The sequence below is a fragment of the Rahnella sp. WP5 genome (genome assembly GCF_000745615.1).
Classification (GTDB): domain Bacteria; phylum Pseudomonadota; class Gammaproteobacteria; order Enterobacterales; family Enterobacteriaceae; genus Rahnella; species Rahnella aceris.
Genome location: NZ_JQJR01000009.1, coordinates 139674 through 165370, shown reverse-complemented (window position 1 = coordinate 165370; position 25697 = coordinate 139674). Strand labels below are relative to the sequence as shown.

General features: G+C 55.5%; 18 protein-coding genes. 11 read left to right on the top strand and 7 right to left on the bottom strand.

Going from position 1 to position 25697, the window contains the following annotated elements:
* Nucleotides 1-185 precede the first annotated feature (185 nt).
* A complete protein-coding gene (malT, locus tag EX31_RS08320; protein ID WP_013573867.1) occupies nt 186-2912 on the bottom strand; it encodes an HTH-type transcriptional regulator MalT in 2727 nt (908 codons plus the stop codon).
* Between the two features lie 322 nt (nt 2913-3234).
* Between malT and malP the strand changes: the two genes are divergently transcribed.
* On the top strand, nt 3235-5637 hold the full coding sequence (gene malP / locus EX31_RS08315) for a maltodextrin phosphorylase (RefSeq protein ID WP_037034199.1): 2403 nt from the start codon (nt 3235-3237) through the stop codon (nt 5635-5637).
* A gap of 9 nt (nt 5638-5646) precedes the next feature.
* Complete coding sequence (gene malQ, locus EX31_RS08310; RefSeq protein ID WP_037034198.1) at nt 5647-7734, top strand: 4-alpha-glucanotransferase; 2088 nt, start codon at nt 5647-5649, stop codon at nt 7732-7734.
* Between the two features lie 268 nt (nt 7735-8002).
* On the opposite strand, the gene malG is transcribed toward malQ, so the two are convergent.
* The 3 genes from malG to malE form a co-directional block, all read right to left on the bottom strand.
* The gene (gene malG / locus EX31_RS08305; RefSeq protein WP_013573871.1) at nt 8003-8893 is read right to left on the bottom strand and encodes a maltose ABC transporter permease MalG; all 891 of its coding nucleotides are present in this window, start codon (nt 8891-8893) and stop codon (nt 8003-8005) included.
* A 13-nt stretch (nt 8894-8906) separates the two neighbouring features.
* Nucleotides 8907-10451 (bottom strand): maltose ABC transporter permease MalF, encoded by a 1545-nt coding sequence (gene malF / locus EX31_RS08300; protein ID WP_037034197.1) that lies wholly within the window; start codon nt 10449-10451, stop codon nt 8907-8909.
* 71 nt (nt 10452-10522) lie between these two features.
* Nucleotides 10523-11722, bottom strand: a complete 1200-nt coding sequence (gene malE / locus EX31_RS08295) for a maltose/maltodextrin ABC transporter substrate-binding protein MalE (protein WP_013573873.1) — start codon at nt 11720-11722, stop codon at nt 10523-10525.
* Nucleotides 11723-12088: 366 nt separating this feature from the next.
* Here malE and malK point away from each other — a divergent pair, with 366 nt between their 5' ends.
* The 8 genes from malK to gdhA all read left to right on the top strand — a co-directional run bounded on the left by malK (nt 12089) and on the right by gdhA (nt 19990).
* On the top strand, nt 12089-13198 hold the full coding sequence (malK, locus tag EX31_RS08290) for a maltose/maltodextrin ABC transporter ATP-binding protein MalK (RefSeq protein ID WP_013573874.1): 1110 nt from the start codon (nt 12089-12091) through the stop codon (nt 13196-13198).
* 26 nt (nt 13199-13224) lie between these two features.
* Nucleotides 13225-14523 (top strand): maltoporin, encoded by a 1299-nt coding sequence (locus EX31_RS08285; RefSeq protein ID WP_197060714.1) that lies wholly within the window; start codon nt 13225-13227, stop codon nt 14521-14523.
* A gap of 230 nt (nt 14524-14753) precedes the next feature.
* Nucleotides 14754-15650, top strand: coding sequence for a maltose operon protein MalM (gene malM / locus EX31_RS08280; RefSeq protein WP_037034195.1), 897 nt, complete (start codon nt 14754-14756; stop codon nt 15648-15650).
* A gap of 237 nt (nt 15651-15887) precedes the next feature.
* A complete protein-coding gene (locus EX31_RS08275; protein ID WP_037034194.1) occupies nt 15888-16727 on the top strand; it encodes an AraC family transcriptional regulator in 840 nt (279 codons plus the stop codon).
* A gap of 51 nt (nt 16728-16778) precedes the next feature.
* Entirely contained in the window at nt 16779-17216 is a 438-nt protein-coding gene (locus EX31_RS08270; RefSeq protein WP_037034193.1) for a DUF2000 domain-containing protein, read from the top strand.
* A gap of 70 nt (nt 17217-17286) precedes the next feature.
* Nucleotides 17287-17985, top strand: a complete 699-nt coding sequence (locus EX31_RS08265; RefSeq protein WP_013573879.1) for an acid phosphatase — start codon at nt 17287-17289, stop codon at nt 17983-17985.
* Nucleotides 17986-18048: 63 nt separating this feature from the next.
* Nucleotides 18049-18534, top strand: a complete 486-nt coding sequence (locus EX31_RS08260; protein WP_013573880.1) for a methylated-DNA--[protein]-cysteine S-methyltransferase — start codon at nt 18049-18051, stop codon at nt 18532-18534.
* Between the two features lie 112 nt (nt 18535-18646).
* The gene (gene gdhA, locus EX31_RS08255) at nt 18647-19990 is read left to right on the top strand and encodes an NADP-specific glutamate dehydrogenase (protein ID WP_014411582.1); all 1344 of its coding nucleotides are present in this window, start codon (nt 18647-18649) and stop codon (nt 19988-19990) included.
* A 69-nt stretch (nt 19991-20059) separates the two neighbouring features.
* Here gdhA and EX31_RS08250 read toward each other — a convergent pair whose 3' ends face one another.
* Nucleotides 20060-22330 carry a TonB-dependent siderophore receptor gene (locus EX31_RS08250; protein WP_014411583.1) on the bottom strand — a complete coding sequence of 757 codons (2271 nt, stop codon included), beginning with the start codon at nt 22328-22330 and terminating at the stop codon, nt 20060-20062.
* A gap of 225 nt (nt 22331-22555) precedes the next feature.
* Between EX31_RS08250 and fes the strand changes: the two genes are divergently transcribed.
* Complete coding sequence (gene fes / locus EX31_RS08245) at nt 22556-23899, top strand: enterochelin esterase (protein ID WP_081925158.1); 1344 nt, start codon at nt 22556-22558, stop codon at nt 23897-23899.
* On the opposite strand, the gene EX31_RS08240 is transcribed toward fes, so the two are convergent.
* Nucleotides 23873-24670 carry an ATP-binding cassette domain-containing protein gene (locus tag EX31_RS08240; RefSeq protein WP_013573884.1) on the bottom strand — a complete coding sequence of 266 codons (798 nt, stop codon included), beginning with the start codon at nt 24668-24670 and terminating at the stop codon, nt 23873-23875. The genes fes and EX31_RS08240 overlap by 27 nt on opposite strands.
* Nucleotides 24667-25695 carry an iron-enterobactin ABC transporter permease gene (fepG, locus tag EX31_RS08235; protein ID WP_013573885.1) on the bottom strand — a complete coding sequence of 343 codons (1029 nt, stop codon included), beginning with the start codon at nt 25693-25695 and terminating at the stop codon, nt 24667-24669. The genes EX31_RS08240 and fepG overlap by 4 nt, the downstream gene beginning before the upstream one ends.
* Between the last annotated feature and the right edge of the window lie 2 nt (nt 25696-25697).

Below are 25697 nucleotides of genomic sequence, written 5' to 3'. Positions count from 1 at the left end.
GGCGGGCAATGGGCTTTACAGAAGAAATGGTGAATTACAATTATGTGATGACGGTCACATTATATCACCGGATTTTATTTTTGAGTAAAAAATGTTCGCTAATAAAAAATAGGCATAACACATCAACTTATTTTGACGATGTGTTATGAAAAGCGGAGAAATCGTGATGTATTTTGAAGAGATAATTACGCGCCGTAACCCATCACTTGTAACAGGTGCTGAGCCTGCTGCACCGCTTCCTGCCGGTGCGCAACACCCAGTTTCTGATACAGATTACGGATATGGGTTTTGATGGTCGTTGATGCAACGTCCAGCTCACCGGCAATCTGGTCATTACTGTAGCCGGAGTAAATCAGCCCCAGAACCTGCCACTCGCGCTGCGTCAGCGGACTGGTACGGATTAGCTCCGGCACTTGCGGATGGGTCAGCAGTTTGTTCACAAAGCCTTCGTCGAAATGCGCAAACTTATGACGGTGATGCTGGTTAATTTCGCGCAAAATCTGCTGGGCGCGGCGCTGTTCCAGTTCCGGTAGCAGATTAAGCTGGATCAACTGGCGCAGTTGTTGCGCCATCATTTCCCCTTCGATGACGAAATGACTGACAAAACCGGTACGGTTCGCCAGCGCCAGCGCTTCGATCAATGCTTTTTGGGCGTCACTTTTGCGCCCGGTTTGCCAGTAAAGTAAGTTACTCAGCAGCAAATTGCGGTTCAGATCGCTGGTCAGGCGCAACTGCCGGGCATTCTGATTCAGTTCATCGAGCACCACTTCAGCTTCATCAAACTGTTCCAGCAAAATCTGTACGCGGGCAATATTTCGCCACTGACCTTGCTGGAAATGGTTATCTGCCATGTCCGGTTTACGCGCCTGTTGCAGCCACTGGCGTGCAGCGTTTTTATCGCCAATCATCTGCCAGTAAATCACCCGCGGCTTATCGGTATTGGTCAGCCAGTCAATGTGATACTGACCGGTTTTCAGCAATGCTTCACAGCGTTGTAAATGATGATGGGCGTTGTCGAGCTGACCGCGTGCCAGCGAACATTTCGCCAGCATTGCCAGGCATTGCAACTGCTGTTGCGGCTGGAAATTGCTCAGCACATTAAGCCCTTCACGCGCAGCTTCTTCTGCATCATCGAGCCGCGACCATGACCACAGCAGCTGGGAACGTAAACGCAATAAAAATTCGTGCATCGGCAACTGTTCAAGATGCTGTTCGCGCACCAGTTCAAAAGCGCGATCCTGCATCTCAAACGCGGCCTGCAAAAAGCCCTGAGCAATCAGAATTTCACTCTGTTGCAGCAGCGCCCATAAGGCGTAGTGATAGGCTTCATAACGGCGGGCGATTTGCTCGGTCTGCTGCATCAGCGGCAGTGCGCGGGTGAGATCCCCTTTGCAGTGCTGGATTTCACCGGTCACGGACGTGGCCACAATGCGGCTGTAATAGCTTTCATAAGGCAGATAGCGCAGCGCCTCAGTGGCCAGTTTTTCCGCCTCATCCTGACGTCCGTCGTTGATAGCCACCTGTGCCCGCAGGGCATCAAACTCGGCCGCCAGTGCCTGTTCCATCACAATATTATGCTGTTTCATTTCGCTTTCAGCGCGGGCCAGCAACACCTCGACTTCAGCATAACGGTGCTGACTTTGTGCGAGCCATGCCTGCAACAACACCAGTTTAGGATTCTGAATCAGCCGGTCATAAGGCAGAGCGGCAAGACATTCTTCCAGCAACGCCAGCTCGCTTTGATTAAACAGGGCCCAGGCATGTTGCAGCAGAATATCGCGCAGCAGATTGGTGTCTTCGGCACCCAGCGCATGATGAATGGCTTCGGCCGGAAAACCTTGTGCCAGCCAGCCTTCGGCGGCAGCGCGGTGAATGGCAGGCAGCTCAGATGCCAGTTCCCACTGACAACGCTGACGCAGGAATGTGGCAAACAGCGGGTGGAAGTTAAACCATTCGCCGCTGTCATCCATACGGTTGATGAATAATCCCTGACGTTCCAGTTCTTCCAGCCGTTGCTGACCATTTTCGCTGCCGGTCAGGCGCACAATCAGCGCATCGTTCATTGAGCGCAACAGCGAGCAGCGCAGGAGAAAATCACGCGTCGGGGCATCAACGCGATCCAGCACTTCATCCACCAGATATTCAGAAAGATGGCTGGCATTCAGCCCGGCCAGTTTGCGTGCGGACTGCTGCGTCGAATGCTGTGAAGGGTGAGAAGACTGCCGCGCCGATAACGCAATCAGTTGCAAGGCGGTGGCCCAGCCCGCGACTTCGTCGCACAGCCGGCTGCTGTCTGCCTGATCAATCGGGTCTTTCAGCCGGTTGTCGAAAAATTGCTGTGTTTCCGGATGCGTAAAGGCCAGATGCGAGGCGTTGAGTTCCAGCAGTTGATCCCGCACACGCATATTGGCGATGCCCAGCGGCGGCAGGGTGCGTGAAAGCACCACCAGTGACAGGTTTTCCGGCTGATGGCGCAGGAAAAAACGCATCCCTTCATGAATGGCGTCATTGGAAATCAGATGGTAATCGTCGATCACCAGCAGCAGCGGGCTGTGCCAGTCGGAAAGTTCCACAAAAAGCTGGGCAAACAGCGCAGGTAAACTGGCGTACTGATGCTTGAGACTCAGCGCTTCGCTTTTGATGCAATGCCCGCCGCAGGCCTGCTGTACAGCAGCAATCAGATAGCTGGCAAAGCGCTCCGGCTGATTGTCGCTTTCATCAAGAGAATACCAGCCCAGATCACTTTTACCTGCAGCCCAGTGCGCCACCAGCGTCGTTTTCCCATAACCCGCCGGACTGGCGACCAGAGTCAGACGATAATTTGGCGCAGTCGAGAGCTTCGTCAGCAGACGTTCCCGAACCACTGTATTTTGCTGCCGCACCGGGCGGCTCAATTTTGAAGGGATCAGCATTTTTTTCGATTCTTTTGACAGAAGGACAGAGGGGACGTTATTTATTTCACAGCGTGTAATTAATCACTTTTTCTAAAGTCCTCCTTTGAAACATTGATTGCAAGAATGTTACGTTTTTACATGCCGTTAAGTTGCTCTGCATCACACTTCTTAATACAAATTTTCAGGCATCTGCCCTGAACCTCCGTCTCCTCCGGCTACGCCCCGTTTCTCCTCCCTGCCTAATCTTTTACGGGAGGATGCCGCTCACCGACATACGCGTCAGCATAGTGATAATCAACACCAGACTTTCCCTACAAATTTCCGGATAAAGAGGCATGTGATGCAGGTGACTTTAGATAAGACGCAGTTTTTAGCCGCGCTGAAACGCCAGTGGCAAGGGTTCGGTTTGCAGCAGGCACAGGATATGACACCGCACCAGTGGTGGCAGGCCACCAGTGCCGCATTATCTGAACAACTGAGCGCGCAACCGGCACCGGCGGCGGCGAAACAGCCGCAAAGGCACGTTAACTATATTTCGATGGAATTCCTGATCGGGCGCCTGACCGCGAATAATCTGATCAATCTCGGCTGGTACGACACGGTCAGTCAGGCGCTGAAAGAGCAGGGTGTCGAGCTGGCCGACGTACTGGAGCAGGAAACCGATCCGGCGCTGGGCAATGGCGGATTAGGCCGTCTGGCTGCCTGTTTCCTCGATTCCATGGCGACCGTCGGGCAACCGGCGACCGGCTACGGTCTGAACTATCAGTACGGTCTTTTCCGCCAGTCGTTCAGCGAAGGCAAACAACAGGAAGCGCCGGATAACTGGCATCGCGAATGCTATCCGTGGTTCAGCCACAACAGCTCACTGTCCGTCGATGTGGCGTTTGGTGGCAAACTGACAAAAAACGAAAAGGGCGCTGAACAGTGGCATCCGGCTTTTACCCTGCGCGGTGAAGCCTGGGATCTGCCGGTGGTCGGGTACAAAAATGGCGTTACCCAGCCGCTGCGTCTGTGGCAGGCCACTGACGTGCATCCGTTCGATCTGACGCTGTTCAATGACGGTGAATTTCTTAAAGCCGAGCAAAAAGGCATTGATGCGGCCAAACTCACCAAAGTGCTGTATCCGAATGACAATCACGACGCTGGCAAACGCCTGCGCCTGATGCAGCAGTATTTCCAGTGCGCCTGCTCGGTGGCCGATATCCTGCGCCGCCATCACTTCCTTGGCCGTAAAATTGAGGATTTACCGAAATTTGAAGTCATCCAGCTCAATGACACGCACCCGACCATTGCCATTCCTGAGCTGTTGCGTATTTTGCTCGACGAACACCAGCTTGAATGGGACGCCGCCTGGGCGATCACCCGCCAGACGTTCGCCTACACCAACCACACGCTGATGCCGGAAGCGCTGGAGTGCTGGGATGAAAAACTGGTGCGCAGCCTGCTGCCGCGCCATTTCTCGCTGATCAAAGCCATCAACGCCCGCTTCAAAAAAGTGGTCGAAAAACAGTGGCCGGGTGACAAAGCCGTCTGGGAAAAACTGTCTGTCCATCAGAACAAACAAGTGCGGATGGCAAATCTGTGCGTGGTCAGTGGTTTTGCGGTGAACGGCGTGGCGGCGTTGCATTCCGAACTGGTGGTCAAAGACCTGTTCCCGGAATATCACCTGTTATGGCCGAATAAATTCCACAACGTGACCAACGGCATCACACCGCGCCGCTGGCTGAAACAGTGTAACCCGGCGCTGTCATCGCTGATTGATGACACCCTGAAAACCGAATGGGTGAATGACCTGGACGCGCTGAAAGGGCTGGAAAGTTCTGCGGATAATAAAAAATTCCGTCAGCGTTATCAGGCCATTAAGCGTGAGAACAAAATCAAACTGGCGCATTACGTGAAACAGGTGATGGGACTGACCCTCAACCCTGATGCCATTTTCGACGTACAGATCAAACGTCTGCATGAATACAAACGCCAGCATCTGAATCTGCTGCACATTCTGTCGTTGTACCGTCAGTTGCGCGATAACCCGGAAATGGATCTGGTGCCGCGTGTGTTCCTGTTCGGCGCGAAAGCGGCACCGGGTTATTACCTGGCGAAAAACATCATCTATGCCATCAATAAAGTCGCGGAAAAAGTGAATAACGATCCGCTGGTGCGTGACCGCATCAAAGTGGTGTTTATTCCGGATTACCGCGTGTCCGTGGCTGAACTGATGATCCCGGCGGCTGATGTTTCCGAGCAAATTTCTACCGCCGGTAAAGAAGCTTCCGGCACCGGCAACATGAAACTGGCGCTGAACGGCGCGCTGACCGTCGGCACGCTCGACGGCGCGAACGTTGAGATTGCTGAAGAGGTCGGGGAAGACAATATCTTCATCTTTGGTAACACCGTCGATCAGGTCAAAGCCTTGCAGGCGAAGGGCTACGATCCGCTTAAAATTCGCAAGAAAGACAAACACCTGGATAAGCTCCTCAAAGAACTGGAAAACGGCTTCTTCAGCAATGGCGACAAACAGGCCTTCAGCCTGATGCTCGACAGTTTGCTGGGCGGCGGCGACCCGTATCTGGTGCTGGCTGACTTTGCCGATTACTGCGCGGCACAGCAAAAAGTCGACGCGTTGTATCGCGACCAGGATGAGTGGACGCGTAAAACTATCCTCAACACGGCCCGCGTAGGGATGTTCAGTTCCGACCGCTCGATCCGCGATTATCAGCAACGGATCTGGCAGGCGAAGCGATAAGGAGCCCGCATGGAGAACAAAGCACTGGAGCAGGCCGCCAGGGAGGCGGGGATTGCTTCTGGTTTTATTAATGCGCACGGCAAACAACAGGCAATCGCTTCCGAGACCAAGCGTGAACTGTTATCGGCGATGGGCTGGGTGGCGGGCAGCCGCCCGGTTGCCACGCCGGTGCCGTCGGTCAAAGTGTTTGTCACCGGCAGCCGCCTGGCATTGCCGGTCGGCGGTGAAGGCGAATATGCCTGGACTCTGAAACTGGAAAGCGGCGTGACCCAAAAGGGGCGGATCAGCGGCAAAATGACGCTGGCACTCCCGGGTAAAATTCCTGCCGGTTATCACCAGCTGACGTTGACGCAGGACGCGCAACAGTGGGAGTGTCGGGTCATTGTCGCGCCGAAACGCTGTTACGAACCGGATGCGCTGCTGGCCGGTAAAAAACTGTGGGGCGCCTGCGTGCAGCTTTATACATTGCGCTCGGAAAATAACTGGGGCATCGGTGATTTTGGCGATCTCAATCTGATGCTGAAAAACGTCGCCGAACGCGGCGGCGCGTTTGTCGGGCTTAATCCGATCCACGCGCTGTATCCGGCGAATCCGGTGGCCGCCAGCCCTTACAGTCCGTCATCCCGCCGCTGGCTGAACGTGATTTATATCGACGTCGGCGCGGTGGAGGATTTCCGGCAGAGCGATGCGGCGCAACAGTGGTGGCATCAGCCGGTGACGCAACAGCGTTTGCAGGCGGTGCGCGCCAATGACTGGGTGGATTACGCCAGCGTTATGCCGCTGAAATTAGAAGGATTACGGCTGGCTTACGCACATTTTCAGGGGCGTAAGGCGCAGGATCCGCAGGTGAAATCCCTGCGCAATTTCGTCAAACAGGGCGGTGAAAGCCTGTATCTGCAGGCTGCGTTTGATGCGCTTTACGAGCATCTGGCGAAAGAAAGTGATGTGGCACTTGGCTGGAACCGCTGGCCTGAAAAATATCATGATGCCCGTGGCCCGGCCGTGCGGGCATTCTGCGAGCAACATGCGCAGGATGTGGAGTTTTATCTGTGGCTGCAATGGCTGGCGGAAACCCAGTTTACGCAGTGTTATCACACCAGCCAGCGGCACGAGATGCCGATGGGGCTTTACCGTGATCTGGCGGTCGGCGTGGTGGCAGGCGGATCCGAAACCTGGGGCGACGGCGAGCTGTATTGCCTGAAAGCCTCGGTGGGTGCACCGCCGGATATTCTCGGCCCGCTCGGTCAGAACTGGGATCTGCGCCCGATGGATCCGCATGTGATGGTGAGGCGCGGCTATCAGCCTTTTATCGATCTTCTGCGTTCCAACATGACCAGCTGCGGCGCGTTGCGCATCGATCATGTGATGGCGTTACTGCGCCTGTGGTGGATCCCGGCGGGTGAAACGGCGGATAAAGGTGCGTACGTGCAATATCCGGTGGATGATCTGCTGGCCATTTTAGCCCTGGAAAGCCAGCGTCACCGTTGCATGGTGATCGGCGAAGATCTGGGCACCGTACCGGTCGAGATCGTCAGCAAACTGCGCGAAAGCGGCGTGTATTCCTACAAAGTGCTGTATTTCGAGCGCGACGAGGAAAACAACTTCCGCGCGCCGCAGTCCTATCCGGTTCAGGCGATGGCCACGATTACCACGCACGACCTGCCGACGCTGCGCGGCTACTGGCAAAGCGACGATCTGGCGCTGGGAAAATCCCTCGGTTTGTACCGCGACGAGGCTGTTTTACAGGAGCTGTACGCCGACCGCGCCCGCGCACGTCAGGGGTTGCTTGATGGTTTGCATCATTACGGCTGTATCCCGAAGAAAACCGGGCATAAAGCCGCACTGATGGAAATGACGCCAATACTCAACCGTGGTCTGCAACGTTACGTTGCTGACAGTGCCTGTGCCTTGCTCGGCCTGCAACCGGAAGACTGGCTGGACATGGGCGCACCGGTTAACGTGCCCGGTACCAGCGATGAATATCCGAACTGGCGCCGTAAGCTTTCCCATACGCTCGAAGAGATGTTTGCCGACGAGCAGGTGAATAAGCTGATTAAAGACCTCGATAAACGCCGCCGGAAAGTATCGGTGAGCTGAAGCTGAAAGGAAGGAAGTGAAAAGGGGTTCTGCCTTAGGGCAGGACCCCTTTTTTATGGGCAACCGTTGGGATCGGATGGCCTGTATATGAATCCTAAGGGGGTCTGGTGAACGCTATACAGTCCATTGCCTCTTGTGAGCTCGCTGATACCTTTGCACCGACTATTTGGTTATTCCCGATCCCTCCATGCATAAAAAAAGGCGGCTTATTCAGCCGCCCAAGACACAGGGAATTGATCAAGTATTACAAAGCGCATTAGCCTTACAGTTAACCTTTCACACCGCCTGCCGTTAAGCCGCCGACCAGCCAGCGTTGAGCAATCAGGAACACCGCCGTAATCGGGATAGCCGACAATATGGCTGCCGCCGCGAAATCACCCCACAGGTAATTTTGCGGGTTCAGATATTGCTGCATACCGACTGCCAGGGTGTAGCTGTTGACGTCACGCAGCAGTAACGACGCCACCGGCACTTCGGTGATGGCCGCGATGAACGACAGAATAAATACCACCGCCAGAATCGGCACGGACAGCGGCAGCAGCACCAGACGGAATGCCTGCCACGGGCTGGCACCGTCCAGCGCAGCGGCTTCTTCCAGCGAACCGTCGATGGTTTCGAAATAGCCTTTGATCGTCCAGACGTGCAGGGCGATGCCGCCCATGTAGGCGAAAATCACGCCGCCGTGGGTGTTCAGCCCGAGGAACGGCACGTACATGCCGAGACGGTCGAACAGGGCGTATAGCGCCACCAGCGACAGCACCGCCGGGAACATCTGAAAAATCAGCATCCCTTTAAGCAGCGAACTTTTACCGCGGAATTTCATGCGGGCAAAGGCATAGGCGCAGGTGGTGGAAAGCGCGACGATGCCGACGGCGGTGATCACGGCGATCTTGATCGAATTCCACAGCCACAGCATCACCGGGAACGGCGGTGGCGTAACGCTGCCGTCGCTGTTGTTGACGGCAATGCCGAGCGCCAGTTTCCAGTGATCCCACGAGACCTGATCCGGGATCAGGCTGCCGGTGGCGAAGTTACCCGGACGCAGCGAGATGGCGAACACCATCAGCAACGGGAACAGGATCAGCGCCAGAAAGCACAGCAACAGCAGGTGTGTGACCAGCAATCTGACTTTCTGCGACTTCGGTTTAACCATAGGCATTGTTTGTTTCTCCTCAGTCGAATTTCATACGTGATGCTTTCAGGTTCACGACAGCCAGCGCTCCCACCAGCAGGAAGATTAGCGTGGCAATCGCTGCCGCCAGCCCGAAGTCCTGCCCGCCGCCGCCTTCAAAGGCGATGCGATAGGTGTAGCTGACCAGCAAATCGGTATGACCCGCTGGCGTGGTGGTGCCGAGCATGTCCGGCCCGCCGTTGGTCAGCAACTGGATCAGCACGAAGTTATTAAAGTTAAACGCGAAGCTGGCGATCATCAGTGGCGTCAGCGGTTTGATCAAAAGCGGCAGCGTGATGCGGAAGAAGTTCTGCATCGGCGTTGCGCCGTCCATAGCGGATGCTTCGTAAAGATCGTCCGGGATCGCTTTCAGCAGGCCCATGCACAGGATCATCATGTACGGATAACCGAGCCAGGTGTTGACGATAATGATCATGCTTTTGGCCGTCCATGGATCGCTGAACCACGCCGGTTTGATGCCAAACAGCGCGCTGAGCATCAGGTTGATCTCACCAAAACTCTGGTTGAATAACCCTTTGAAAATAAGAATCGAAATAAACGCAGGCACGGCGTAGGGCAGGATCAGCAGGATGCGGTATGCCGCTTTCCCTTTCAGTTCTTCCCACTGCACCACGCAGGCCAGCACCATACCGACAGCCACGGTGAGCACCACGCTCAGCAGGGCGAACACAACGGTCCAGACGAAAATCGACAGGAACGGTTTCTGGATCCCTTCGTCATGTAACACGCGAAGGAAGTTGCCCCAGCCGATGCCGACGGTAAAGCCGGGGCTGAGTTTTTCTGCCTGCCATTCGCCCTGAGCGTTCACTGCCTGATAGAAGCCGGTGTCCATGTTCGGGCGGTAAATCGTGCCGGTTTGCACATTGGTCAGCTGCTTCTTATCTTCACCGAGTTTGTACAGCGGCTGAGTGCCGGAGAACTGGCGCAGGGAACTCATGCGCAGCGTTTCGCCGTCGGGTAATTTCGCTGAGATCTGACCGAGGGCCAGACGGTTTTGTGTCACTACCCGCAACCCGGCTTTTTCAGCCGACGGCGCGGTTTGCGGCAGCATGTCCAGCGTTTGCGGCGCGGAAGCGTTGAAAGCAAAAGGCGGGGAAACCAGCGTCTCGCTGTTATCCGCCGACGTCAGTGCCAGTTGCCATCTATCGCCCGCAGGGAAGAGTGCGAAATTCAGCACCTTGCCGCCCTGAAATTCACGTCCCATGAGAACGGACTGCGCACGTTCAAAGGTCAGCTGGTTAGTGCTGCTGTAGTTAGTGAAGGCAATCGCGATGGTGCAGATCAGCGGGAACAACACAAACAACGACATCCCGGCCAGACCGGGGTACACGTAGCGCCACGAATACGCGCGGCGGTTGCCATAAATGTATAAGCCGACACCGGAGAGGATCAGGGTTAGAACGGCAAAGAGGTATTCACCCTGCGCATACATCAGCACGATCAGATAACCGGTAAAGCAGGCGAGCAGGGCGATGATCAGCCACTTAAGCGCATTGCTGAACGGCCTTTTTTTGGCTACTGGCATAGGGACAATCCTTGTAGTGGCGGTACGGAGCAGGTTGGCTCCGTACCGTTCATTGAGCTAAAACGCAGGCATTACTTGGTAATGCGGGTTTCTACATCTTTCAGTGCTTGCGGAACGGTCTGACGGCCATTCACCGCGTTGATGATGGCGCTGCGTTCTGCGTACCAGAAGGCGCTCATCTGCGGGATGTTTGGCATGATTTCACCGTTCTTCGAGTTCGCCATGGTGGCAGCAATGCGCGGGTCTTTTTCCAGTTTCTCCTGATAAGACTTCAGCGCCACGGCACCCAGCGGTTTGTCCTTATTCACGACGGCCAGACCGTCGTCGGTGATCAGGTAGTTTTCCAGGAACTCTTTCGCCAGCTCTTTGTTCGGGCTGGCGGCGTTGATACCGGCTGTCAGCACGCCGACGAACGGTTTAGACGGCTTGCCGTGGAACGTTGGCAGCAACGTCACGCCGTAGTTGATTTTGCTCTTGTCGAGGTTTGACCACGCCCACGGACCGTCGATAGTCATTGCGGTCTGGCCTTTGTTAAAGGCGGCTTCAGCGATGGAGTAATCGGTGTCGGCGTTGATGTGTTTGTTTTTCACCAGATCGATGATGAATTGCAGGCCAGCCTGTGAACCTGCGTTATTCACGCCGGTGTCTTTGATGTTGTATTTGCCGTTTTCATACTTGAACGCATAACCGCCATCAGCGGCGATGATTGGCCAGGTGAAGTACGGTTCCTGCAGGTTCCACATGATGGCGCTCTTGCCTGTGGCGCGCAGCTCTTTGTCCAGCGCCGGGATTTCTTCCCAGGTTTTTGGCGCTTCTTTAATGATGTCTTTATTGTAAATCAGTGACAGTGCTTCAACCGCGACCGGATAGCCGATCAGCTTGCCGTTGAAGGTGACCGCATCCCAGGTGAACGGGAACAGTTTGTCTTTGAAGGTCTGGTCCGGGCTGATTTCAGCCAGCAGACCGGATTGTGCGTAGCCGCCAAAACGGTCATGCGCCCAGAAGATGATGTCTGGGCCGCCGCCTGTGGCTGCCACTTGCGGGTATTTTTCTTCCAGCTTGTCCGGATGTTCTACCGTGACTTTAATGCCGGTGTCTTTTTCAAATTTCTTACCGACTTCCGCCAGGCCGTTATAGCCCTTGTCACCGTTGATCCAGATGACCAGCTTTCCTTCTTCTATTTTGGCGAACGCGGAAGATGACAACACCAGCGTAGCCAGCGCCGAGAGTGCCAGTGTGTGTTTAACAATCTTTTTAATGCTGAGGGTCATAATCCAATCCTTTTGTAGTCGGTTTTTTTATCGTCTGAGACGGAAAAGACAGGGTACGACGCCAGTGTGGATTTAACCTGTCACAGCTTCATCATCCCCCCCTCTACGCCCCCACCTCTCAGAATGTGATCCCACCGACACTCTCAGGCGTTATGTGGTTCATCACTCAAAAATATGGTTCGTTTTTTGCCATTCAGATCACGAATTTGATTTTTGCTGTGAACTTTCATCCGGTTGCGGTGAATCGTCATCCTCCCTGCTCCTCCCCCATGAAAAACTTTGTTACGGATGATTACGGTTACCGGCTAATCCTTCACTCTTCGTTGCATTGAGTTTTCTCGCTGGCAGCAAGTACAGGAGTTCAGGATGGCGAGCGTTTCCCTTAACAGCGTGTACAAAGCCTTTGGCGACACCGTGATTTCCAGCGACATCAACCTGGAAATAGAAGAAGGCGAGTTTGTGGTGTTCGTCGGGCCGTCGGGCTGTGGTAAATCCACTCTGCTGCGCATGATTGCAGGCCTGGAAGACATTACGTCCGGTGAATTGAAGATTGGCGATAAACGCATGAATGAAGTGCCGCCCGCCGATCGTGGCATCGGCATGGTGTTCCAGTCTTATGCGCTTTATCCGCATCTGTCTGTGGCAGAAAACATGTCCTTCGGCCTGAAGCTGGCGGGGGCAAAAAAAGCCGAGATCAATCAGCGGGTGAATCAGGTTTCCGAAGTGTTGCAACTGGCGCATTTGCTGGACAGACGCCCGAAAGCGCTTTCCGGCGGACAACGTCAGCGCGTGGCGATTGGCCGTACGCTGGTTGCCGAGCCGACGGTTTTTCTGCTCGATGAACCGCTTTCTAACTTAGATGCTGCGCTGCGTGTGCAGATGCGTATTGAGATTTCACGTCTGCATAAGCGCCTGAAACGCACCATGATTTACGTGACCCACGATCAGGTCGAAGCGATGACGCTGGCCGACAAAATCGTGGTGCTCGATGCCGGGCATATCGCGCAGGTCGGTAAGCCGCTCGAGCTGTATCACTATCCTGCCAACCGCTTTGTCGCCGGTTTTATCGGCTCACCCAAAATGAATTTCCTGCCGGTGAAAGTCACCGCTGCTGAACCTGCGCGCGTACAGGTCGAATTGCCGAACCGCCAGCAAGTCTGGCTGCCGGTGGAAGGGACCGACGTGAAAGTCGGCAGCAACCTGTCACTGGGTATTCGCCCTGAACATCTTCTGCCAAGCGACGTCGCTGAAGTGACGCTTTCCGGCGAAGTGCAGGTCGTCGAGCAACTGGGTAACGAAACACAGATCCACATCCAAATTCCGGCAATTCGTCAGAACCTGGTGTACCGCCAGAACGACGTGGTGCTGGTAGAAGAAGGTGCAACATTCGCCATCGGTTTGCCGCCACACCGCTGCCATCTGTTCCGCGAAGACGGAACGGCATGTCGCCGGTTACACCCCGAACCTGGTGTTTGAAAGCACGCGATCCCCTACAGGAGAAAATGATGATCACAATGCGTAGTTCTTCCCTGGCGCTGGCAGTGGCTGCTGGCATCCTTTCTACACAAGCGATGGCGGTGGATTTCACAGGTTATGCCCGTTCGGGTATTGGCTGGACCGGCAGCGGCGGCGAGCAGCAATGTTTCAAAGCGACAGGTGCAGACAGCAAATACCGTCTCGGTAACGAATGTGAGACGTATGCAGAGTTGAAACTGGGTCAGGAAGTGTGGAAAGAAGGGGATAAGAGCTTCTACTTCGACACCAACGTGGCGTATTCCGTTTCTCAACAGAACGACTGGGAGTCAACCGATCCGGCTTTCCGCGAAGCAAACGTGAAGGGTAAGAACCTGATCGAATGGCTGCCGGGTTCGACTATGTGGGCCGGTAAGCGTTTCTACCAACGTCATGACGTTCACATGATCGACTTCTACTACTGGGATATTTCAGGTCCTGGTGCGGGTCTGGAAGATATCGATCTGGGCTTCGGTAAACTGTCTCTGGCCGCCACCCGTAACACCGAAAGCGGCGGTTCATACGGTTATATCGCTGACCAGCGTAATGAAGTGCCTACCTCCAACGACGTGTTCGACGTGCGTCTGGCAGGCCTGCAAACTAACCCGGGCGGTGTGCTGGAGTTAGGGGTGGATTACGGCCGTGCTAACGCGCGTGATGGTTATTCACTGGCTGACGACGCGACCAAAGACGGCTTCCTGGTCACTGCGGAACATACGCAAAGTATTTACAACGGCTATAACAAATTCGTGCTGCAATATGCCGCAGATTCCATGACGGATCCGGGCCAGGGCGCGGCGAACGGTCACTCGAATGGTGCCGCCATCAACAACAACGGCAGCATGGTGCGTGTGCTCGACCACGGTGCTATCGACTTCAACGACACCTGGAGCCTGATGTACGTGGCGATGTATCAGGACGTTGACCGCGATAACAACAACGGCACCACCTGGTACACCGTCGGTGTCCGTCCGATGTACAAATGGACCCCGATCATGAGCACCTTGCTGGAAGTCGGTTACGACAACGTGAAATCCCAGCGTACCGGCGACAAAAACGGTCAGTACAAAGTCACCCTGGCGCAACAATGGCAGGCGGGCGACAGCATCTGGTCACGTCCGGCCATCCGTGTGTTCGCAACCTATGCGAACTGGGATGAGAAATGGGGCTACGACACTGACAGCGGCGCAAGCAATGGCTTAGCAATGAACGACACCAGCACGACCACATACAGCCGTGGTAATGACGACGAAGTCACCTTCGGCGCCCAGATGGAAATCTGGTGGTAATTTTTTCCTTCCTCCTTCGCGCTGCCGATGCGTTGGCTGCGCGTCCTCGCCCCGGTCACGTAGTTGTCTACGCTCCCGGGGACTTGGACGCTTGCCGCCTTCCGGCAACCCGAAAGAGTTTGGAAAAATGGCAATGTAAGCTTTAAAAAAACGCAGTAAAGAAGATGTGCTGGCTGGCGGATTATCGCTGATGACCGCCAGCCTTCATGGTGATTTCAAAGGAAACAATAATGAAAAAGAATCTGCTGTCACTGTGTTTGTCGCTGAGCCTATTGGCTGCTGCCCCTGCGGTGGTGAATGCTGCGCAAAATGATGCGAATACGGCACCGGCTATTTCCAGCCAGACCTTACGCAACCTTTCATGGACGCCGCTGGTTCCGCCAGTGACGCAGGATGTAACGCTGGGTACGTCCAGCGCTGAAATTAATCAGGGTGAGATTCAGGGCGCCGTCGGGGCATTCGCTTTACCTGCTGACCGGGGTTCGCTTGAAATTACGCTGACCAGTATTGCGACCGGTAAAACCGTGTATGCGCCAAATGTTCTGGTGCTGGATGAGCAGATGCGTCCGGCTGCGTTTTACCCTTCCAGCTATTTCCCGTATCAGAAACCGGGTATCGTCTCCAGCGATCGTCTGGAAGGCACACTGAAACTGACGCCGGCGCTGGGTCAGAAACAAATTTATCTGCTGGTGTATACCACCCGTCAGGACTTAGCTGAGACCACGCAGATGGTGAACCCGGCGAAAGCCTTCGCCGCTGGCGTGGGTAACGCGGTGCCGGATATCCCGGATCCGATTGCCCGTCATACCCCGACCGGCACACTGAGCCTGAAAGTCACAGCCGAGCAGAAAACCGGTAACGTGATGATTGGTCAGATCTTCCCGTCTTCCGCACCGGCAGCGGCAGCACCGGTCGTCGTCGGCAGCACACAAGCGCCTGCACCTGCGGCGGCTCCGGCCAAACCGAGCGAGCCAATGCTCAGCGATTCAGAAACCTACTTTAACGATGCGATTAAGAAAGCAGTGAAAGCAGGGGACGTCGATAAAGCCCTGAAACTGCTGGACGAAGCCGAACGTCTGGGTTCCAAAACCGCCCGTAAAACCTTTATTGAAAGCGTGAAGCACTGAGTTTTCTTAGCGCCTCCCCCGAGAAGAAGCTGGCAGTTTTTTCAGCTCCTTCCCCTGCGAAGGGGAGGCCGGGAGGGGGTTTTAATGGCTAACCCCTTGTTGAAGAAAACTTTAACTTTTTGATTTTGAACTTAATACCCCACCCCAGCCCTCCCCTTCGCAGGGGTGGGAGCCGCCCGAGTTTTATTCACTCCGCCTATTTGTTACCCTGTTGTTAATTCATTCAGCGGGGGATGTATGGCGTCTGCAAACTGGGTCGACTTATCGAAAGATAAAGACAGCGGGATCGAGACGATCCACGCCCATTTCGAAGGCCATGCTTACGATCCACACTGGCATGACAGTTATCTGGTCGGTGTCACTCAGTACGGTTTGCAGCAGTTCAGTTGTCGCCGCCAGAAACATCAAAGCCTGCCGGGCAAAGTCTTTATGCTCGAACCGGGCGAAATCCATGACGGCGATGCGGTGCAGCCCGGCGGTTTTACCTATCACATGTTGTATCTCGATCCGCAATGGCTGAGCCGCGAGCTGGCGGCACGGCGCGATTCCCTTTCTCCGGCCGGTGATCCGAGTTTCGAAAATACCTTAGCGCAGGATCCGCAACTGGCGCAGGCGACGTCACGGGCTTTTCAGGCGCTGCACGGCAAAGACCTGCGCATTGTCCGCCAGACCGCGCTCGACGGCTTGCTCTGTGCACTGGGCGGCCATCTCACCTGGCAGCCACCGCGACTTCAGGGGCATGCGCCCTGGTCGCGGGTGGCGCATCAGGCGCGGGAATATCTGCATGCCCACTTGCACGAAGACATCGGCCTCGAACAACTGGCAGCGGCGACCGGCGAAAGCCGCTTTGTGGTCAGCCGTGCGTTTAAAGCTGAATTCGGATTGCCGCCGCACGCCTATCTTATTCAGCTGAAACTGACGCGCGCCCGTGAAGGGCTGGCGCTCGGGCGCACACCGGCTGACGTGGCGGCTGATTTAGGTTTTGCTGATCAGAGCCATCTCGGGCGCTGGTTCCGCCGCGCCTATCAGCTCACGCCAGCACATTACCGGCGTCTGTGCACAAATCTTCCAGATTGAGAAAAAGTGACGGGTTAAGCTCATGTTTCAACTGAACCGGAGCCTGCCATCATGAATACGCCTGTAACCATTCTGCCTTCGTCACCGGAACGCTGCGTGATTGTCATCAACCAGCAACTTGCCGCCGGACATGCCGCCAATGCCGCCGCCGTGCTGGCCCTGACGCTCGGGCAACGCCATCCGTCGCTGGTGGGCGAGCCGCTGATTGACGCTGATAACCGCGTGCATCCGGGGCTGATCCCGATTGGCATCAGCGTGCTGGTTGCCGACAGCGAACAGCTCACGCACCTTCATCAGCACCTGCTTAATGATGACGAAATGGACGGAATTATTTTTCCGGTCGAAGGACAGCAAACCACGGATTACGCCGCGTTTCGCGAAGCGGTGTCTGTTGTGCCGACGGACAACCTGCAACTGCTGGGCATTGCGCTGGCGGGTAAAAAGAAAGTGGTGCGCAAGCTGACCGGAAAACTCGGTTTGCTCGGCTGATGTTTGTCATTTAAGCGTCACACTTGTTCTCTACTCTCCTGATATTCAAACTAATATCAGGAGTTTTCCCGTGCGTAAGTCCCTCGTTGCTCTGCTGCTTTTCACCCTCGGTTCCACTTTTGTCGTTCAGGCGGCTGACGAAGCCAAACCCTTTATCACCAGCCAGGAACTGGATCTGACGAAATATCTGCCCGCTCCACCGGCGGATGATTCGGCGCAGACCAAAGCGGAACTGAAAGAATTGCTGGAAATTCAGGCCACCCGTACGCCGGAGCAGGAAAAAGCGGCGATTGCTGATGCTGAAGAAAACGTCTGGCGTTTTGCCGATGTGATGGGGCCGGACTTTGATGCCGCGAAACTGCCGAAAACCGCTGCGCTCTTTGATCGTATTGTGGCGACCGAAGACGTGGTGGACGATCACGCCAAGAAAGCCTTTAACCGCCCGCGTCCTTATATGCTCGATGAACAAATTCATCCGCTGCTGAAAAAATCCAAATCCGGCTCATGGCCTTCCGGTCATTCTACTATCGGCTATCTGATGGCGACGGTGCTGGGCGAAATGGTGCCGGAAAAACGCAACGCGCTGTTCACCCGGGCGGCCGGTTACGCCGAAAACCGTCTGGTAGCAGGTTTCCATTACCGTTCTGATACCGTGATGAGCCGCACCGGCGCTGCACTGATCGCGCAAAAAATGGAAGAACAGCCAGATTTCAAAACCGAATTCGACGCGGCGAAAGCGGAACTTCGCGCACAGTTGGGCCTGAAATAATTTTCGTCAGTTCCTGCCTTTCCGGTAAAGTGTGGGGCGTAAAACTTGCAGAGGAAGGGACTGATGGAGAACAGATTCAAGCGGATGGCATCGCCGGTCGGGTTACTCACACTGGCGGCGAAAGGCGATAAGCTGACCGCCATTTTGTGGGAATGTGAAATCGACGGGCGCGTGCCGTTGGGCGATATGATTGAAGACCCGTCGTTTCCGATCTTGCTGAAAACCGAACAACAGCTGAACGAATATTTTGCCGGTAAGCGTACCCGTTTTGAGCTGGAACTCGATTTCACCGGCACCGAATTCCAGAAAGAAGTCTGGGCGGCGTTGCTGGAAATTCCGTTTGGCGAGACGCGCAGCTACGGCGAGATCGCCCGTCGTATCGGTCGCCCGAAAGCGGTTCGTGCCGTGGGCGCGGCCAATGGCCGCAACCCGATTTCTATCGTGGCGCCGTGTCACCGGGTGATTGGTGCTTCCGGGAAATTAACCGGCTTTGCTGGCGGGCTGGACAACAAGTTGTTGTTACTGAAGCTGGAAGGTCGTAAATCTTAGGGTTTTTATTGGGAAATAAATTGCTTGATGTCCGCTTGTCAGTCGATGCATAGTCAAAAAATAAGCAGTAAATAAAAAAGACAACATCACTTACAAACGGAGTTTTACCTTAATGGATCAGATTCAATCCCTCGAACAGTTCTTATCCTCAGTTCAGCAACGCGACCCGCATCAGGTCGAATTCTCCCAGGCCGTACGTGAAGTTATGACCACGCTATGGCCTTTCCTCGAACAAAATCCGCAATACCGCCGTTCTGCTTTACTCGAACGTCTGGTGGAGCCGGAACGTGTCATTCAGTTCCGTATCGCGTGGGTGGATGACAAAAATCAGGTGCAGGTTAACCGTGGCTGGCGTGTACAGTTCAGCTCGGCCATCGGCCCGTATAAAGGCGGCATGCGTTTCCATCCGTCGGTCAATTTATCGATTCTCAAATTCCTCGGTTTTGAGCAGACCTTTAAAAATGCCCTGACCACGTTGCCAATGGGCGGCGGGAAGGGCGGCAGTGATTTCAATCCGAAAGGCAAAAGCGAAGGCGAGATCATGCGTTTCTGTCAGGCGCTGATGCTGGAACTGTACCGTCATCTCGGGCCGGATACCGATGTGCCTGCGGGGGATATCGGCGTCGGCGGGCGTGAAGTGGGGTATATGGCGGGGATGATGAAAAAACTCTCCAACAACACTGCCAGCGTGTTCACCGGCAAAGGGTTGTCGTTCGGTGGCAGCCTGATCCGCCCGGAAGCCACAGGTTATGGCCTGATCTATTTCACTGAATCGATGCTCAAACGTCATGGCCTGGATTTCGAAGGCATGCGCGTGGCGGTATCCGGCTCCGGTAACGTCGCGCAATATGCGATTGAAAAAGCCATGTCACTGGGCGCACGGGTGATTACGGCGTCAGATTCTAACGGTACTGTCGTCGATGAAGCAGGCTTTACTCCTGAGAAACTGGCGCTGCTGACCGAAATCAAAGCCAGCCGTGATGGTCGCGTAGCCGATTACGCGCAAAAACTCGGACTGACGTATCTTGAAGGGCAGCAGCCGTGGAACGTGCCGGTGGATATCGCGCTGCCTTGCGCCACACAAAATGAACTGGATGCGGATGCGGCACGTGTGCTGATCGCCAATGGCGTGAAAGCGGTGGCCGAAGGCGCGAATATGCCAACCACGATTGAAGCGACCGACTTGTTCACCGACGCGGGCGTACTGTTCGCGCCGGGTAAAGCGGCGAACGCCGGTGGCGTGGCAACCTCAGGGCTGGAGATGGCGCAGAACGCTGCGCGTCTGAGCTGGAAAGCCGAAGAAGTGGATGCGCGTTTGCGTCACATCATGCTGGATATTCACCAGTCGTGTGTCGAATACGGCGGCGAAAGCCAGCAGACGCAGTATGTCCGTGGCGCCAATATCGCAGGCTTCGTCAAAGTCGCTGATGCCATGCTGGCGCAGGGCGTGCTGTAAGCCCAAAGTCAGGTTTCAGAAACAACAAAGCCACCTTTGCAGGTGGCTTTTTTTATGCGGGCAACATACTCAGAAGTGCGTATTCAGGCTCATGTAGAACGTGCGGCCCGGCTCGTTGTAGGTGGCCGCGCCTGCGCCGTACATATAGGCGCCGGTGGTGGCATTACCCACGGTCTGTGCATTACCCGCACGGAACTGGCGTTTGTCGAAGACGTTATCAATACCCGCCGTGACGCTGACATTTTTGGTCGCGGTGTAGGTGCCGCTCATGCCGACCACAGAATACGGGCTGACTTCATTCTTCTCACTGCCGGTGACGGCTTCACCCTTGTAGTTGTATTTCTTCGGCTTCTGACGGCCATACCAGGTCAGGGTAGATTGCAGAGAGAGATCTTCCGTCGCCTGCCAGCTCAGCGTGGAGTTGATGGTAAATTCCGGGATGATCGACAGATAATCGCCGGTCTCTTTGTTTTTACTTTCAATCATGTACGTGCCGTTGTTATTCCAGGAAACGGTGCTGCTGACCGGAATATTCAGCGTGCCCTCCAGCCCCTGAACCACGGCTTTCGGCACGTTTTCCCATTTATACACATCAGTTGTGCCGGTGGAGGACGTGCCGGTTGGCAGATAACCGGATTCGATTTTGTTGCGATAATCGTTGCGGAAATAGGTCACGCCCGCCTGATAACCGTTGCGGTGGAATTCCAGTCCGATCTCTTTGTTTACGCTGGTTTCCGCATCCAGATCTTTATTCCCCACCAGATAACAACCGCCGCCGCTGGCCGCACAACCCTGGCCTTTACTGTACAGCACGTAGTTCGGGTTGGTCTGATACAGGCTCGGCGCTTTATAGGCGCGGGCGATACCCATTTTCAGGGTGAAATCGTCGCCCAGTTCCTGAGACAGGTTCAGCGACGGGCTCCAGTTATTGCCGACAATGGAGTGATGGTCGAAACGCAGACCCGGCACCAGCATGGTGCTGTCGGTCAGCTCAATATTATCTTCGGCAAACAGCGAGAAAATCTCTGCCTGAGAATAGGGGCTGCGGTTGGTGCTGTCGGTACCGGCAATCGCGCCGCCGAGCATAGCCTGCGTGTTGGAAGACGGATCTTTCATCTTTTGCTGGTTCCATTCCGTGCCGAACGTCGCGGTTTGCGGCACGCCCAGTTCAAACGGAATACTGACTTCGCTGTGCGCCAGAATGTCGCCCAGAGCGATGGTGTTGAAGTCTTCGTCAGAGAAGATGCCTTCGGTACCGCCCGCCAGCCCTTCATCCATGCGCGAGTTACGGGTTTTTTCGTACTGCACGTAGTTGTTGGTGGTCACACCGTTATCCCACGCGCCTTTGTAGGTCACCGAGTAGGACTGGCGGTAAATGCGGTTAGTCTCTTCACCGTACATGCTTTTCACCAAATCACTGGTGTTGGTGTTCTGCGTGTCGCCTGCGTACAGGTTGCCCTGACGGCTGTTGGACACTTCAAATTCCAGCGACTGCATACGGGCAAAATCCCAGTGCAACAGGGCGTCGATATTCTTATCGATCACGCCTTCGCGACCTGCCGGAACGGTGTCGGCATAGGTGCCGGTACGCTCAGACTGATGACCCTCGTTGATGTACTGTGCGTCAGCCTGCGTTTTGCTGTAGCCACCGAACAGGCGGAAACTGAACTGATCGTTGAGCGGGCCGGAGAGGCTGAAATCGGTACGTTTGGTCGAGCCTTCGTCTTTATGTTGTGGTGCGTTCAGATAGGTATTCCAGGAACCGTGCCACTCCTGAGTGTCTTTTTTAGTGATGATGTTCACCACGCCACCCGCCGCGCCGTTACCGTAACGCGCCGCCGCCGGGCCGCGGATCACTTCGATGCGCTCGATCATATCGGGCGGAACCCAACTGGTGTCACCGCGGGTATCACGCTCACCGCGCCAGCCCTGGCGCACTGAGTTGCGGCTGTTCACCGGCTTACCGTCGATCAGGATTAAGGTATTTTCCGGGCCCATACCCCGGATGTCGATCTGGCGGTTATTACCGCGCTGGCCGCTGGTAGAGTTACCGGTCAGGTTTACGCCGGGCATGGTGCGGATAAGTTCGTTGATGTCGCGTGCCGGAGGGCGTTTTTGGATTTCATCAGAAGTGATGGTGGAAACGCCGGGAGCCTGAAGGTTTTGCTGTGCGGCGGTGACAACCAGTGTGTCGCTGGTGTCTTCCTGTGTTTCTGCGGTGTTCTGGCTGGCGTCTGTTGTGCGGGTTGTGGTGCTTTCTGCCGCGCTGACGGGCAAAGAAAGTGCTGATCCCAGCCCGATTAAGGTTGCCAGAGAATAGTGTGGTAGCCTGCTTTTCATAGTGGATTCTGCCCTGAAATCCATCCGTTCCTGCAAAACAGATTTAGTGAACAGGAGGATGGCCTGTTGTATGTGTATTTTTATCGTCCCGTTTACGGGCGGTAACACACTATTGCAAATGCAAACAATTATCAATACGATTCCCATTCATAATTTGCAGGGAGCAGGTCAATCATTCTGCAAATTATGCCTTCTCTCACTGCCAAAAGACTGTAAAGCGTAAACATGATGAAATCGCAGTTTCCGGAAAAACCCACCGCGCAGGCGATGTTAGCAAGCTCTCAGGCGGGAAGTGCTGAATGGTGGAAAGACATTAAAGCGCAGGGTTCACCCTTGATCGAACGGCTGAATGATGACGTATGCAACGTGACGTTCTTCTGGCGGGATCCGCAGGGCAGTGAGGCGACATCGGATTTCCAGCGGGTGTGGATCAACATCAACGGCATCACCGATCACCATCAGTCTTTACCGCCGCAAAGTCTGCAAAGACTTGCGGGAACCGATGTCTGGTCGCTGAGTATTACGCTGCGCTCCGGCTGGCGTGGCAGCTACAGTCTGATCCCGCGAACCGGGCCCGGCAGAGAGTTCCCGCAGGATCCCGATGCCTATACCGCCATGCTGGCTGCGCGGGAATGGTGGAAAGATATGTTCGCCCATGCGATTTATGACCCGCTGAATCCGAATCAGCCGTGGCCGGGGGCGAAATCTCACGCGCTGTCGCCTTTGCATATGCCCGACGCATTGCCGCAGCCTGCCTGGCGGGAGTTTGATCTCCACGGTGCCGCGTTGCCACAGAAACCGGCAAAGCTGCAAACCTATCAGTGGAACAGTGCGCGTCTGGGCAACCGGCGCAAGGTCTGGATCTACACCACCGGCGAAAGCCAGGATCCGGCATCGCGCCCGCTGGCGCTGTTGCTCGACGGCCAGTTCTGGGCGCAGCAGATGCCGGTCTGGCAGCCGCTGATGCAGCTGACGCAGGAAGGCACATTGCCGCAGGCCGTCTACGTGCTGATTGATGTGATCGATACACAGACCCGCAGCCGCGAACTGACCTGTAATGCAGATTTCTGGCTGGCCGTTCAGGAGGAGTTATTGCCCGCCGTGGCGACGCTCGCACCGCACAGCAGCGATGCGAACAAAACAGTGGTGGCGGGGCAGAGCTTTGGCGGGCTGTCAGCGTTGTACGCCGGTTTGCACTGGCCGCAGCGCTTCGGTCTGGTACTCAGTCAGTCCGGTTCTTTCTGGTGGCCGCGACGTAATAAATCGCAGCAGGATGAAAATCCTGACGAGGCGGATTTGTTACTGCGTGCGGTGAGTAACGGGCTGGGGGCTGTCAGCCATCTGAAAATTTTCATGGAAGCGGGCAGCAATGAACGACTGATTTATCAGGTGAATAATCAGATGGATGAGCTGCTGAGCCGCACCAAAAACAGCGTGCATTATCGCGTGGTCGATGCCGGTCACGACGCGCTGAGCTGGCGCGGCGGATTAGCCGATGGCCTTCAATACCTGTGGAACGAAGAGCCGTGCAGCACCGGAGATTCAACCGTTACCCAGCGGGATAATTAACGGTGTATGCGAAACCGGGCAGTCAATAATGGCGCAGCGCAGCCCGAAAACCTGTTCGATCAGTGCCGGTGTGACGATGTCTGCCGGTGCGCCCTCAGCCAGTATTTTTCCATCGCGCATGGCAATCAGATGCCCGGCGTAACGACATGCCTGATTCAGGTCGTGCAACACCACCACCAGCGTGCGGCCGTTTTCCTGATTCAGGCGACACATCAGTTCCATCAAATCAATCTGATGCGCGATATCCAGCCAGGTTGTCGGTTCATCCAGCAATAACAACGGCGTTTGTTGCGCCAGCACCATGGCTATCCACACCCGCTGGCGCTGTCCGCCGGAAAGTGAATTCACCGTGCTTTCCGCCAGTTCGAATACTCCCGTCGCGTGCATGGCGTCGTTCACCGCCAGCGTATCTTGCGCTGTCCAGCGGCTGAACAGGCTCTGATGCGGGTAACGCCCGCGGGCCACCAGATCCGCCACACTGATATCGCCCGGCGCCGTTGAACTTTGCGGCAGTAAACCCAGACGTTTCGCGACGTCTCTGGTGCCGTAATCACCGATCAGTTTGCCATCGAGAAATACCGTGCCGGACTGCGGCGGCATCAGGCGGCTGAGCGTGCGCAATAATGTGGATTTACCGCAGGCATTCGGCCCGATAATCACGGTGAGTTTTCCCTGAGGGATAGAGACGGAGAGTTCGCGGGCGACGATTTTTTTATCGTAACCCAGCGTCAGATCTTTCGCGTACAAAGGGGAAGAGTGTTCAGTATTCATGAGCGTCGCGACTCCCGGATCAGCAACCCAATCAGATAAATGCCGCCCAGACTGACGGTCAGCACGCCTACGGGTAACTGATAGGGCGTGAACAGCCGTTGTGCAGTGACATCGGCGGCGAGCAACAGCAGCGCGCCGGTCAGCGCCGCGAAAAATAAAGCGTGCTGCTGGCTGGCGCAAAGACGACGCGAAATTTGCGGTGACACCAGCGCAATAAAGGAAATTGGCCCGGCCAGCGCGGTGGCCGCGGCGGTCAACGCCACGCCCGCCAGCATCAGCAATAAACGTGAACGCGCTACCGGTACGCCCAGCGCACAGGCGGCATCATCGCCCATTTCGAGCAACCGCATCGGAGCGGATAAGCAACGCGCCAGCATGCAGGCGACGATAATCATCCCGGTCGCCGGCAGGCTTTTCTCCCATGTTATGCCATTGAGCGAACCAGCATTCCACAAGCCAGCCGTCAGCGCCGATTCCAGCGAGGCGTGAATAATCAGCCAGGTATTGACCGCAATCAGCAGCGCCCGTACGCCGATACCGACGATAATCAGGCGGAACGTTTCGATGCCCTGACGCCACGCCAGGGCGTATACCACCAGTGCGGTCACGACGCCGCCTGCCATCGCGCCGGGGAGAAGGTCGCCCGCAGCGCCATTGAACAACACGATAATCAGCAGAACGCCGGTATACGCGCCGGTGTTAAAACCGATAACGTCCGGACTTCCCAATGGATTGCGCAGCAGCGACTGAAAAATCGCGCCGCTGATGCCGAGTGCGGCACCGAGAATCATCGCCATCACCACGCGCGGCAGACGCCATTGCGTGACAATAATGCTCAGGTTTTTCGGCCCGTCGCCGAGCAGGGCGCTGACAACCTGCGACGGCGTCAGTGCCAGTGTTCCGCTACCCAGCGCGTAAACCGCCAGCAGGATCAGGCATAACACCAGTCCGCAGGCGGTCAGAAAGGGGCGCGACAGCAGCAAAGGTTTTTTCAGCGGGCGAGGTTCTGTAAGAGTCTGGCTCATGG